Genomic DNA, 13,886 nt, shown 5'->3' on the forward strand with positions numbered 1-13,886 from the left:
GGAGGCCATTCTATATGAACAAATTAATATCAGCCGGGGAAGCGGTGAAAAAAGTCAAAGATGGAGATGCTATTATGATCGGTGGATTTCTGGCAGGAGGTCATCCTGAAAATCTGGTAAATGCACTTTTAAATACCAGCACAGCCAGTGATCTGGCCATTATATCCAATGATACCGGTACAACGGAGCTTTCCATCTATCAACTGATAAAAAGTGGAAGAGTGAAGCGGATCTTTGCCTCCTACATTGGATCAAATCCAGAAACCGGAAGACTTCTTATGACTGGAGAAGCCAAAGTTCAGCTGTTTCCCCAGGGGACCCTTGCTGAAAAAATACGTGCAGGCGGCGCAGGTCTGGGTGGAGTTTTGACACCAGTCGGACTGGGTACAGTTGTAGAAGAAGGAAAGAGGAAAATAGAGATCGGAGAGAAAAATTATCTGCTTGAAATGCCGCTCAAGGCAAATGTGGCATTTATTAAAGCCCAAAAGGCAGATGAGACAGGAAATCTGATTATCAACGGCTCCTCCCGCAACTTTAATGTTGTTATGGCTACCGCCGCGGATTATGTGGTCGCAGAGGTGGATGAATACGTAAAAGCAGGGGAAATTGATCCCAATGATGTAACGGTTCCCGGAATTTTTATAGATAATATTGTAAAGGTGGGCCAGTAAATGATGAATAAAAGAGAATCGATTGTAAGAAGAATTGCAAAGGAACTAAAAGACGGAGATGTTGTTAATCTTGGAGTGGGAATGCCTACAATGGTCGCAAACTACATACCAGACAATATACATATTATGCTGCAGGCCGAAAATGGAATATTGGGTGTGGGACCCAATGCAGATCAGAAGGAGGAAACTCTGGACTGCATCGACGCAGGAGGAAACTACGTAACAACCGTAAAGGGCGCCAGCTATTTTGACAGTTCGTTTTCATTTTGCATTATCCGGGGAGGTCACGTAGATGTTACAGTCCTGGGGGCACTGGAGGTTGATGAAGAAGGTAATGTGGCGAATTGGATGATTCCAGGCAAAAAAGTACCTGGAATGGGAGGCGCTATGGACCTGGTGGTTGGAGCGAAAAAGGTGATTTTAGCCATGGAACATGTTAGCAAAGAGGGAGCTCCGAAAATACTGAAAAAATGCAAGCTTCCGCTGACGGCAGTAAATGTGGTAAAGACCATTGTCACGGATATGGCTGTGATTGATGTGGTTCCGGACAAGGGGCTTGTGTTAAAGGAAATTGCTCCTGGTCTGACTGTAGAAGATGTCCAGAATGCAACAGAAGCCCACCTTAACGTATCACCGGATTTAAAGGTGATTCATGTATAAAATCCTGTAATGGTTCAGTTAACCGTATAATACAGGAAAATAAGTCATATAGTAATAAAAATTAAAAATAGAAAGAAGGCATTCCTATGAAATCTCAATTGAAAAAACTATCATTTAAAATTGCATCAAAAGCCATTTTAAATTCAGCAAAAACAGAGGTTAACAGTTCCTGCTTTTTTATCGGCTACCAGCCTAAATTACCGGATAACGCGAAAAAATTAAGAAAATTCTAGGGTGAAAATCCAGATGATAAGATGGGAAGAAACATTTGTAGAAAAACTGGTATCCTATGAAATTATCAACGAAAAAGAGGCAGATCTATATCAGTTTGGAATAGAGTGTCTGGTTTTAAAACTGATCCACTGTATTTCCTATTTATGCATTGCTGCCTGTTTTCAGATGGTGCCGCAATTAATTGTCATTGGCTGTGTCCTTATACCGCTTAGAAGAAATGCAGGCGGTTATCATGCGAAGACTAAAATGGGGTGTTACATATTTTCCTGTTGCTATATAGCCATCATTCTTTTCCTGTCAAACGCTCAAATCCACCAGGATCTCTGGTGGGGCGCACTGGCCTTGTCTGATGCGGTTCTGTTTTTTAAGAGTCCGGCAGATAATGAGAATAAAAGGCTGGATGAGAGAGAAGTGGTACACTACAGAAGAAAAGCAAGATTTATTCTGATCCTGGCCAATGCAGGCTGCCTGGTACTGACTTTGTTTCATTTTTGCTACATAGGAAATCTTTTCATCTGCGGTATCACTGCAGCGGCATTTTTACTGGTACTTTCATAATGCAGGATGCAAAAGGGAGGGGATACCCTCCTTTTTGTCAGGCTGCAGCAGCTGAATACAAAAATAACCTTGACATTTCTTTTTTTGATCCCTATAATTAGTAGACATATAAGGTGTGAACATCTTTATAATAAGAAGAAAGACTTTGATGGAGACAGTAGAACCGTGTGAAATCTACAGAGAGCCGGGGAGGGTGGAAACCTGGTGAGAGTATTATGGATTCGAACATCACTCCGGAGTTGCCGGCTGAATATAGTAGGTCAGGACGTAGTTTCTGCGTTAAAGAATAGCATATGTCAGTATGCGGTATTAGGTGGTATAACGAAGAATGAATGCAGCCTTCGTCCTGATTACAGGATGGGGGCTTTTTTGATTAAAAATTTTAATGGAGGTTATAAAGATGTACAGAAAAGTCCCTACAGATTTAAACTTTGTGGAGAGAGAAAAGGAAATTGAAAAATTTTGGGAAGAACATGACGTGTTCCAGAAGAGTATGGATAACCGGAAGGATGCGGAAACTTATACCTTCTATGACGGACCGCCGACTGCCAATGGAAAACCCCACATCGGTCACGTTTTAACCCGGGTTATTAAGGATATGATTCCCAGATACCGGACCATGAAAGGATATGATGTTCCCCGTAAGGCTGGCTGGGATACTCACGGACTGCCGGTAGAGCTTGAGGTTGAGAAGAAGCTGGGACTTGACGGTAAGGAACAGATTGAAGAATACGGTCTGGAACCATTTATCAAATACTGCAAGGAAAGTGTATGGCAGTACAAAGGAATGTGGGAAGATTTTTCAAAGACTGTGGGTTTCTGGGCAGATATGGACGATCCCTATGTTACCTATGACAATAATTTTATTGAATCCGAATGGTGGGCTTTAAAGCAGATCTGGGAAAAAGGGCTTTTATACAAGGGCTTTAAAATCGTTCCCTATTGCCCCCGCTGCGGAACTCCTTTGTCCAGCCATGAGGTTGCCCAGGGCTATAAAGATGTAAAAGAGCGCTCTGCGATTGTAAGATTTAAGGTGAAAAATGAGGATGCATTTATCCTTGCATGGACCACGACTCCATGGACCCTGCCTTCCAACGTGGGACTTTGTGTGAATCCGTCTGAGACCTATGTAAAGGTACAAAGCGGCGACTATACCTATTATATGGCAGAGGCACTCTGTGAAAAGGTATTGGGAGAAGAGTTTCAGGTATTAGAGAAATTTGCTGGGAAAGATCTGGAATTTAAAGAATATGAGCCTCTCTTTGATTTTGTAAAACCAAACAAAAAGGCGTTTTATGTTACCTGTGATAATTACGTTACTTTAACAGATGGTACCGGTGTGGTTCATATTGCACCTGCTTTCGGTGAGGACGATTCCAAGGTTGGAAGAAAATACGATCTTCCTTTTGTGCAGCTGGTAAATGGTGCTGGAGAGATGACAGAAGAAACCAAATGGGCTGGCACGTTCTGTAAGAAAGCAGATCCGCTTATTTTAACAGACTTAGAAGAGAGAGGTCTCTTGTTTGCCGCTCCGGTATTTGAGCATAGCTACCCACACTGCTGGAGATGTGACACTCCTCTCATCTACTATGCAAGAGAATCCTGGTTTATTAAGATGACAGCGGTAAAAGACGACTTAATCCGCAATAACAATACTATTAACTGGATCCCTGAGAGCATTGGTAAAGGCCGTTTCGGTGACTGGCTGGAGAATGTTCAGGACTGGGGTGTCAGCAGAAACCGTTATTGGGGAACTCCTTTAAATATATGGGAATGTGAGTGCGGACATCAGCATTCCATCGGCAGCATCGAAGAATTAAAGAGCATGTCTGACAACTGCCCGGATGAGATCGAGCTTCACCGTCCTTATATCGATGGGGTTACCATTACCTGTCCTGAGTGCGGCAAACAGATGAAGCGTGTGCCAGAGGTAATTGACTGCTGGTTTGATTCCGGCTCCATGCCATTTGCACAGCATCATTATCCATTTGAGAATCAGGATTTATTTGAGAAACAATTTCCTGCAGACTTCATTTCAGAAGCAGTGGATCAGACAAGAGGATGGTTTTACTCTCTTCTTGCCATCTCAACCCTGATTTTCAATCAGGCACCCTATAAGAATGTAATCGTACTTGGCCATGTTCAGGATGAAAACGGCCAGAAGATGAGTAAATCCAAGGGCAATGCGGTAGATCCCTTTGAAGCACTGGAGACCTATGGTGCCGATGCAATCCGCTGGTATTTCTATGTAAACAGTGCACCGTGGCTTCCAAACCGGTTCCATGGAAAAGCAGTTATGGAAGGACAGCGTAAATTCATGGGAACTTTGTGGAACACCTATGCATTCTTTGTGCTCTACGGGAATATTGATGAATTTGACCCTACCAAATACAAACTGGATTATGAGAAGCTGCCGGTTATGGATAAATGGCTGTTATCCAAGTTAAATACTTTAATCAGACAGGTAGATTCTTACCTTGGTAATTACCAGATTCCGGAATCAGCAAGAGCACTGCAGGAATTTGTGGATGATATGAGTAACTGGTATGTACGCAGAAGCAGAGAACGTTTCTGGGCAAAGGGGATGGAGCAGGATAAGATCAATGCCTATATGACCCTTTATACCGCCCTGGTTGATGTGAGCAAGATTGCTGCTCCCCTTATTCCATTTATGACAGAACAGATTTATCAGAATCTGGTTTGCAGTGTGGACAGTTCTGCTCCGGAAAGCATTCACTTATGCGATTATCCGGCAGCCAGTGAAAACTTCATCGACAAACAGCTGGAAGATAATATGGATGAGGTTTTAAAAATTGTAGTATTAGGCCGTGCAGCCAGAAATACAGCCAATATCAAAAACCGCCAGCCAATCGGCCAGATGTTTGTAAAGGCTCCTCATACACTTCCTGTCTTCTATCAGGAGATCATCGAAGAAGAGCTGAATGTGAAAACAGTTGTATTTAAAGAGGATGTGAGAGACTTTACTTCTTACAGCTTTAAACCACAGTTAAAGACCGTTGGTCCAAAGTACGGCAAGCAGTTAGGCGGCATTAAAAATGCGCTTACGGAGATAAACGGCAATGAGGCTATGGATACCCTCAATGAAAAAGGTGCTCTAACCTTTGATTTTGATGGAACGGAAGTAGTGCTTACAAAAGAAGATTTACTCATTGATACCGCCCAGATGGAAGGATATGTATCAGAGGGAGACAACGGTATTACGGTTGTACTGGATACCAATTTAACTCCGGAGCTTTTAGCAGAAGGATTTGTACGTGAGTTGATCAGCAAAATCCAGACGATGCGGAAAGAAGCTGGTTTTGAGGTGGTAGATCACATCCGGGTATACAGCAAAGACAATGAAAAAATCGAGAGTATTTTAAAGGCTCATGAAAACGATGTTAAGAACGAGGTCCTTGCAGACGATATCATATTAAATGAAGCTGCCGGTTATGTGAAGGATTGGAATATTAACGGCGAGAATGTAACCTTAGGCGTGGAGAAGATCCAGTAAACAGTCAGGAGGTCTTGTGGAATGAGCATGGGATTTGATAAGGAAACCTTTAAAAAAAGTGTCTTGTTTAATATGAAGAATGTGTTTCGTAAAACAGTAGATGAGGCAACCAAAGAGCAGATGTACCAGGCAGTCGCCTATGCAGTAAAAGATGTGATCATAGATGAATGGATCGCAACCCACAAAGAGTACGAAAAGCAGGATGTAAAAACCCTGTATTACTTATCCATGGAGTTTTTAATGGGTCGTGCTCTTGGCAACAGCATCATAAGTTTCATGGCACAGCCGGATGTGAAGGAAGTGTTAGAGGAACTTGGGTTTGACTTAAATGCAATTGAAGACCAGGAGCCGGATCCGGCTCTTGGAAACGGAGGGCTTGGCCGCCTTGCGGCATGCTTTCTTGATTCACTGGCAACACTGGGATATCCGGCTTACGGCTGTGGAATCCGATATCGTTACGGCATGTTCAAACAGAAAATCGAGAACGGTTACCAGGTGGAAATTCCGGATGACTGGCTGAAAAACGGATATCCCTTTGAGATCCGCAGGGCAGAATATGCCACGGAAGTTAAATTCGGGGGATATGTAAAGGTGGTACGGGAGAATGGCAGGGAGCGGTTTGTGCAGGAGGGCTATCAGTCCGTCCTGGCGGTTCCTTACGACATGCCCATCATAGGATATGGCAATAACGTAGTAAATACTCTGCGTATCTGGGATGCCCAGGCCATTAACACCTTCAGTCTGGATTCCTTTGACAAGGGGGACTACCAAAAGGCAGTGGAGCAGGAGAACCTGGCTAAAACCATTGTTGAAGTCCTCTATCCCAATGACAACCACTATGCAGGCAAGGAACTGCGCTTAAAGCAGCAGTACTTCTTTATCTCTGCCAGCGTGCAGCGAGCGGTCATAAAGTATATGGAAAACCATGATGACATCCATAAATTCTATGAGAAGAACGTATTTCAGTTAAACGATACCCACCCGACGGTGGCGGTACCGGAGCTGATGCGGATTCTCCTTGATGACTACGGATTGAGCTGGGATGAGGCATGGGAGATTACAACCAGGACCTGTGCTTATACCAACCACACCATTATGTCAGAGGCTCTGGAAAAATGGCCCATCGAGCTGTTTTCCAGACTCCTTCCCAGAATTTATCAGATTGTGGAAGAAATTAACCGCCGTTTTCAACAGAAGATCGGCCAGATGTATCCGGGAAACCAGGATAAGGTACGTAAAATGGCCATTGTTTATGACGGTCAGGTTCGAATGGCCAATCTTGCCATTGTTGGAGGCTTTTCCGTTAACGGTGTAGCCAGACTCCATACAGAGATTTTAAAGAATCAGGAGCTGAAAGATTTCTATGAGATGATGCCGGAGAAATTTAATAACAAAACCAATGGGATTACCCAGAGACGTTTTCTCTTACATGGAAATCCTCTTTTGTCTGATTGGGTGACGAAGAAAATTGGAAATGAATGGATCACCAATCTGCCTCATATTCACCGCCTGGCTGTTTACGCAGATGATCCAAAATGTCAGCAGGAATTTATGGATATCAAATATCAGAACAAGGTCCGGCTTGCAAGATATATTAAGGAACATAACGGCATAGAGGTAGATCCCAGATCCATATTTGATGTGCAGGTAAAACGTCTTCACGAGTATAAACGACAGCTGATGAATATTCTTCATGTAATGTATCTGTATAATCAGCTGAAGGATAATCCTAATTTAGATATGGTTCCGCGAACCTTTATTTTCGGAGCAAAGGCCGCTGCCGGTTATCGCAGGGCGAAGCTTACCATCAAGCTGATTAATTCTGTGGCAGAGGTGATTAACAATGACAGAAGCATTGGCGGTAAAATAAAAGTTGTATTTATTGAAGACTACAAGGTTTCTAATGCAGAAATCATATTCGCTGCGGCAGATGTCAGTGAACAGATATCCACTGCCAGCAAAGAAGCCTCCGGAACCGGTAATATGAAATTCATGTTGAATGGTGCCCTGACCCTTGGAACCATGGATGGTGCCAATGTGGAAATCGTAGAGGAAGTGGGAGCGGAGAATGCATTTATTTTCGGTCTGACATCCGATGAGGTGATCCGTTATGAGCGGGAAGGCGGATACGATCCCATGGAGATTTTCAACAATAATTATGAGATCCGCAGAGTGCTGATGCAGCTGATTAATGGCTATTATTCCCCACAGGATCCGGAGTTGTTCCGTGATATTTATAATTCCCTGCTTAACACCATGAGCAGTGACCGGGCCGATACGTACTTTATTTTAAAGGATCTTCCTTCTTACGGGGAGGCACAAAAGCGGATCGATCAGGCATACAGAGATGAATCCTGGTGGGCAAAAGCTGCCATTTTAAATGTAGCAAACAGCGGTAAATTTACATCAGACCGTACCATTCTTGAATATGTCAGAGACATCTGGCATTTGGAAAAGGTAAATGTAGAACTCTGATCCAGATGAAGGTTTTTTAAAAAGCGTTCCGGAAGTGATTCCGGGGCGCTTTTTCGCATATATTGAACAAGGGTTCAGACTGAAAGAAAGGCGGCGGGAAGATGGGGAAGAAGATTTTAATGGCATGTATACTGGCATTTTTGTTTCCATATATTATGACACTGGCGTGGACCGGGAAAATTGAGGAGAAAAAAGAAATGCCCATTACACTCAGTGGAAAACGTGTGATCTTAGACAGAAAGGGCGGAGAAACCTCCATGGATGTGGAGGAATATCTTCCAGGAGTGGTAGCAAAGCAGATGCCGGCTGATTACGGAAAAGAAGCACTCCGGGCCCAGGCAATCATCGCCCGGACCTATATTTATGGTAAAATGAATGGTCAGAAGGAAGTAAAAGAATCGGATCTCCATATGGATTATTTAGAGCAGAAGCAGATGGAGAAGATGTGGGGAAGCGAGGCTTTTGTCACCAGCTATCAGGCAATTGAAGATGCGGTACGCTCTACCACAGGTACGGTGATCACCTGTAACGATAATTTAATTGAACCGTTGTTTCATCGTGCCAGCAACGGAATGACAAGAGCGGGAGATTCAAACCACCCATACTTACAGCCAGTGGAATGCAAAAAGGATGTGGAGGCAGAAGGTTTTTTAACAATTCTTCAGTTCAGCAAAGAGGACTTTGCGGATGAAATCAACAAGATCTCAGGAGATGGTTCTGTAAAGGCAGATCAGATTCCGCAAAGTATTCAGATTGTTCAGCGGGATGATTCCGGTTACGTGGTACAGATCCAGATCGGTACCCATACCCTCACCGGAGATCAGGTCCAGTATGCACTTTCCCTGCCGTCGCCTTCCTTTGAATTTGAGGATTATGAGGGCGGTGTGAGAGCCGTCTGCCGGGGGATCGGACATGGATATGGCTTTAGCCAGTACGGTGCAAAATGTAAAAGTGAGGAAGGATGGACGGCAGAAAAAATTCTTGCTTATTTTTATAAAAATATTGTTTTGAAATCTGAATAACTCTTTCACTCTTGGTAAGAATATTATCGAGGTGATAAACGTGAAGGAGAAAATAAGTCAATTGTTCAAGGATAAAGTATTCCTTGTCCTGTTGGTTCTAGGCCTGCTGACTATAGTAGCTGCAGCAGGAGTCATTACCGTTCAAAGAGGAAATGGTGGAGGAAACAGCCCTTATCTGAAAGTACCGGATCAGAGCAATATGATTGTTGAAGAATCAGTCCCCCAGGAAACACAGGTAGCTGTTGCAGGAGATTCCAATGCAACAAAAAATGCGGAAGAGGAAATGAAGGCTGTTGATTCAGCCAAAGCCACAGCCGAGAAAGAAACACAGGCAGCAAAAGCCGCAGCAGACAAAAATGCCGCCAAGTCACTGGTACTTAATTTTAACGACTCCACCAGAATGACCTGGCCGGTACGCGGAAATGTTATTTTGGACTACAGTATGGATAAGACCATCTACTTCCCAACCCTGGATCAGTATAAATGCAATCCAGGCGTGGTAATTCAGGGAGATGTGAGCACTCCGGTAGTCGCACCCGCCAATGCAAAAGTGCAGGAAATTGGTTCCAATGAAGAAATTGGTAACTACGTTGTTTTAAGCATGGGCAACAAGTATACGGCTGTTTGCGGTCAGTTAAAAGAACTGAAGGTAACAGCAAATGAATATGTGAAGGAAGGCCAGGTACTGGGTTATGTTGCAGAACCCACAAAGTATTATTCCGTAGAAGGCGCCAACGTATTCTTTGAATTGACCCATGAAGACAAAGCCATTGATCCTCTTGACCATATGCAATAATCATGCTCAGGAAATATTAGGAAAAAGTTATAAAAAAATAATAATTTGTTCATACGTGATTAAGACTCATCTGCTATACTAAATCCGTACATCAAACGGGGAGTGTGGCTATGAACATATTGTTTTTTTTAACACCTAAGAATGAAGTGGCTTATATTTATGAAGATGATTCTCTGCGTCAGGCGCTGGAGAAGATGGAGTATCACAAGTACTCCGCCATACCTGTCATCAACAGGAACGGCAAATATGTTGGAACAATAACAGAAGGGGACATGCTCTGGGGAATCAAGAATAAATTCAATTTAAGTCTGAAGGAAGCGGAGAATGTGACGGTAGCCGCCATTGACAGAAGATCGGATAACCGCCCTGTTTTTGCAGATTCCACAATGGAAGACCTGGTTGATATGGCTTTGAACCAGAATTTTGTACCGGTGGTGGATGATCAGAAGAATTTCATCGGGTTAGTAACCCGTAAGGATATCATACGCTACTTTTACAAGAAGTCCCAGGAAGTAAAAAAGTCCGACGAGATCAAGGTCAGGACAATTGTAAGTAATTAAGCAGATAGAAAAGCGTTTTCGGTTTTGGACCGAAAGCGCTTTTTTCATCCCATATTTTAATCCTCAGACAGATAAGGAGCTGATTCATCCCGGTTTTTCCCTAAAATTCTCAACAGATTCTCCTGCTTTAAGGGAGTGGAATAATAAAATCCCTGCTGATAGCTGCAGCCTGCTTCTGTTAAAACGGACACCTGATTTTCTGTTTCCACGCCTTCTGCGATTATGGACAGGTGAAGATCCTTTGCCATGCGAATTAATCCTTGTATGATATATCCGGACTTTTCATTGGTCTCAAGCTGCCAGATAAAGAGCCGTTCTAACTTTACAGTGTGAACGGGAAGATCCAGGCTGGCAGAGACACTGGAATAACCAGAGCCGAATTCATTGAGTATCAGTTCTACTCCCATATCTGACAGCTTCTGAAGAATAATATTAAAGTTTAAATATCCCATAGTCAGTGCACTTTCTTTCAGTTCCAGTGCAAGCTTACCCTGTGGAACCTTATATGCCTCCATAACCCGTGCAACTTCGTCAATAAAGTCCTCCTGCAAGAATAGCACAGGAGAGACAGGAAGTGCTATGGATTCAAATTCACAGCCATCCTCCAATGCCTGTCTGATGCACTGACAGACCTTTTCCAGGGCATAATAAAGCAATGCACGGATCTGGCCGGAATCCTCTGCCACAGTCATGAATTCTCCGGCTCCGATTAACCCCAGACCTTTTATAAATATCCGCATGGATAATTCTGCTCTTAAAAATGTTCCTGTTACAACGCAAAAGGAAGGTCGGTAAAGAATCTCCACTTCATCTTTTTCCAGAGCCGTCTTTAAATAAAGGGCGATGGTCTGCCGCCGCCTAAGCTGATTTTGTAAAGTACTGTCAAACATGACTGCCTGATTGGGACCGCCCTCACCGGCTCTGGTCACTGCCAGATCCAGGCATTTTAACATCTGCTCCGTGGTTTCTGCATGACCGGGATAGGCACAAAGTCCCATCTGAACAGAACAGATGCAGTCTGTGCTGCCAATCTTCCAGGCATGGTCAAATCTCTGGGCGATTTCATCTGCAAGATTCATGGCCTGTCCCTGGGTATAATGATCCAAAAAGATCATATATTCCACGCCGATATAATGATAGACATTGTTTCCGCATGATTCCTTTAGATAGGCAAGAATCTGATTCAGCAGGTTTTCACAGTATTCGTAACCCAATAATTGATTGAGCTGTTTAAAATTCTCTATGTATAGTTTTAAAACAACGCCCCGTTCATTGGAACTGAGTGCGTGGGTAAGATGATGTAAGCAGGCATCACGTTCCAGTTTAACCGAAGAATCACTGCCCTGTTCGGTTCCTGGTGTCTGTTTATCGTCAGAATTAAGATTCTCTTTTTTTTGAAACCAGTGCATTGGGATTGCCTCCTGTTCTTGGTTGTCTGTTATTATTCTAGTATATAAAAGAGAGGAAAGCAAGAAATAATTGGAAACGGGAAAAAAGGCATTACTTCTGTTAAATGTGAGAATAATAGGAAATATGCATATTAATACAGCGTCGGAAAGACAAATATCAGAGGTGAAAATCAATGAATTCAATATGGACCGAAACAGTCCGAATACCGGGGAGAAACCCTCTTCCTGGAAACAGGCGGACAGAGGTGGTGGTGATTGGGGCAGGAATGGCAGGAATACTGACTGCCTTTTATTTACAGCGGCACGGGGTTCATGTGGTGGTATTGGAGGCAGACCGGATCGGAAGCGGTCAGTCCGGATATACCACTGCTAAAATTACGTCCCAGCATAATTTAATTTATGGAAAACTGGTAAAAAACGTGGGAGAGGATACGGCCAGACTGTACGGAAGAGCCAATCAGCTGGCAGTAGAGGAATATGGAAAGCTGATCAGACGATATGGGATCCGGTGTCATTATGAAGAAAAAGATGCTTATCTTTACTCTGTACAGGAATCGGAAAAGCTTTTAAAAGAAGCGGAATGTGCCAAAAGACTTGGTCTTCCGGCTTCTTTTGAGCGGGAGATCAAACTTCCTTTTCCCATTTTCGGAGCAGTCCGGTTTTCCGGCCAGGCACAGTTTCACCCTCTGGAATTTTTAAGAGACATCTCCTTAGGCCTTACAATTTATGAAAGGACGAGAGTACTAAAAGTGGAGGGGCACGAGGTTATCACAGACCGGGGAGTGATTAAGGCGGAGAAGGTAGTATTTGCAACCCATTATCCATTTATCAATATTCCAGGATTCTATTTCGCAAAAATGTATCAGGAAAAAAGTTATGTCACGGAGTTTGAGGGCGTTCCCGCTATCGACGGAATGTATCTGGGGGTCGATTCCAAAGCCTATTCTTTCCGTAATGCAGGAGACAAGCTGCTTATGGGATATGGAAGCCACAGAACGGGAAGTATTCCCAAAGAGAATCCGTTTGTGGTTATGAAGCAGACGGCAAAGCATCTGTTTCCAGGTGCACAGGAGATTGGTAAGTGGTCTGCACAGGATTGTATGACTCTGGACGGAATTCCCTATATCGGCCCTTACTCTGTCTTTAAACCCGACTGGTATGTGGCAACAGGATTCGGCAAATGGGGTATGAGTACGTCCATGGTTGCAGCTAAGATGTTAAGCATGCAGATTCTCGGGAAGAAAACACCATTTGATGAAGTATTTACACCCAGGAGGCATCATATAAAGGCGGGTGCAGGCACTCTGGTTTCCCATGGTCTTAAATCCGTAAAGGGGCTTTCCGGCGGAGTATTAAAAGGCGCGGTCAACTGTCCCCATATGGGATGCCGTCTGGTCTGGAACCGTCATGATAAGAGATGGGAATGTCCATGTCATGGATCTTCTTTTGAAATAAACGGAAAAATATCTTCTAATCCTGCACAACAGAGTATTCCATTCATAGATTGATATTAGAAACTTTTCAAGTATGAAAGGAGTCAAACATCCTATGGATGGTTATACAAAACAACGGTGTTCCGACTGGTCTTCGCCTATGGAACTTGATATGTCCGTATGTCCGGGTACAGTGATTCGTCCAGATATGCCTCTGGGATCTGGTCCGGCAAAGAGCTTAAAAAACCCGTCAGCACCCATTCCAATGAGACAACAGGATTTATCTAGATGTCCCTCTTACTTTGGATCCATGAATTGTCCGGAGATGCCTCCCAGGCCAATAAAATGTCCGTCACAGGGAGTATCCCCGGCAGTGATGAAATGCCCGGAAATGCCCCCGTGTCCAATGCCAATGAAATGTCCGTCACAGGGAGTATCGCCAGCAGTAATGAAATGCCCGGAAATGCCTCCATGCCCAATGCCGGTAAAATGCCCATCTCAGGGAGTCTCACCAGCAGTAATGAAATGTCCGGAAATGCCCCCATGCCCAATGC

General features: G+C 43.7%; 11 protein-coding genes and 1 pseudogene. 11 read left to right on the top strand and 1 reads right to left on the bottom strand.

What is annotated here, in order from left to right:
- Positions 1-14: 14 nt before the first annotated feature.
- From ABS301_RS15255 to ABS301_RS15295, 9 genes are all read left to right on the top strand, one after another.
- The gene (locus ABS301_RS15255; protein WP_277408609.1) at positions 15-671 is read left to right on the top strand and encodes a CoA transferase subunit A; all 657 of its coding nucleotides are present in this window, start codon (positions 15-17) and stop codon (positions 669-671) included.
- Between the two features lie 3 nt (positions 672-674).
- On the top strand, positions 675-1,331 hold the full coding sequence (locus tag ABS301_RS15260; protein ID WP_349673098.1) for a 3-oxoacid CoA-transferase subunit B: 657 nt from the start codon (positions 675-677) through the stop codon (positions 1,329-1,331).
- A gap of 86 nt (positions 1,332-1,417) precedes the next feature.
- A complete protein-coding gene (locus tag ABS301_RS15265; protein ID WP_277408607.1) occupies positions 1,418-1,564 on the top strand; it encodes a cyclic lactone autoinducer peptide in 147 nt (48 codons plus the stop codon).
- A 13-nt stretch (positions 1,565-1,577) separates the two neighbouring features.
- Positions 1,578-2,123: an accessory gene regulator ArgB-like protein gene (locus tag ABS301_RS15270; protein WP_349673040.1), complete on the top strand. Its 546-nt coding sequence runs from the start codon at positions 1,578-1,580 to the stop codon at positions 2,121-2,123.
- A 400-nt stretch (positions 2,124-2,523) separates the two neighbouring features.
- The gene (gene ileS / locus ABS301_RS15275; protein ID WP_349673041.1) at positions 2,524-5,637 is read left to right on the top strand and encodes an isoleucine--tRNA ligase; all 3,114 of its coding nucleotides are present in this window, start codon (positions 2,524-2,526) and stop codon (positions 5,635-5,637) included.
- A 21-nt stretch (positions 5,638-5,658) separates the two neighbouring features.
- Positions 5,659-8,112 carry a glycogen/starch/alpha-glucan phosphorylase gene (locus tag ABS301_RS15280; RefSeq protein ID WP_349673042.1) on the top strand — a complete coding sequence of 818 codons (2,454 nt, stop codon included), beginning with the start codon at positions 5,659-5,661 and terminating at the stop codon, positions 8,110-8,112.
- Between the two features lie 101 nt (positions 8,113-8,213).
- A complete protein-coding gene (locus ABS301_RS15285; RefSeq protein WP_349673043.1) occupies positions 8,214-9,134 on the top strand; it encodes a SpoIID/LytB domain-containing protein in 921 nt (306 codons plus the stop codon).
- Positions 9,135-9,174: 40 nt separating this feature from the next.
- Positions 9,175-9,930 (top strand): peptidoglycan DD-metalloendopeptidase family protein, encoded by a 756-nt coding sequence (locus ABS301_RS15290; protein WP_349673044.1) that lies wholly within the window; start codon positions 9,175-9,177, stop codon positions 9,928-9,930.
- Positions 9,931-10,040: 110 nt separating this feature from the next.
- The gene (locus ABS301_RS15295) at positions 10,041-10,490 is read left to right on the top strand and encodes a CBS domain-containing protein (protein WP_104436368.1); all 450 of its coding nucleotides are present in this window, start codon (positions 10,041-10,043) and stop codon (positions 10,488-10,490) included.
- Between the two features lie 56 nt (positions 10,491-10,546).
- Here ABS301_RS15295 and ABS301_RS15300 read toward each other — a convergent pair whose 3' ends face one another.
- Entirely contained in the window at positions 10,547-11,899 is a 1,353-nt protein-coding gene (locus tag ABS301_RS15300; RefSeq protein WP_349673045.1) for an EAL domain-containing protein, read from the bottom strand.
- 173 nt (positions 11,900-12,072) lie between these two features.
- Here ABS301_RS15300 and ABS301_RS15305 point away from each other — a divergent pair, with 173 nt between their 5' ends.
- Positions 12,073-13,407, top strand: a complete 1,335-nt coding sequence (locus tag ABS301_RS15305) for an FAD-dependent oxidoreductase (RefSeq protein WP_349673046.1) — start codon at positions 12,073-12,075, stop codon at positions 13,405-13,407.
- A gap of 40 nt (positions 13,408-13,447) precedes the next feature.
- A pseudogene (locus ABS301_RS15310) lies at positions 13,448-13,886 on the top strand (hypothetical protein); the annotation flags it as partial.

This window comes from Lacrimispora sp., from assembly GCF_031982545.1.
In the GTDB taxonomy this organism is placed as follows: domain Bacteria; phylum Bacillota; class Clostridia; order Lachnospirales; family Lachnospiraceae; genus Lacrimispora.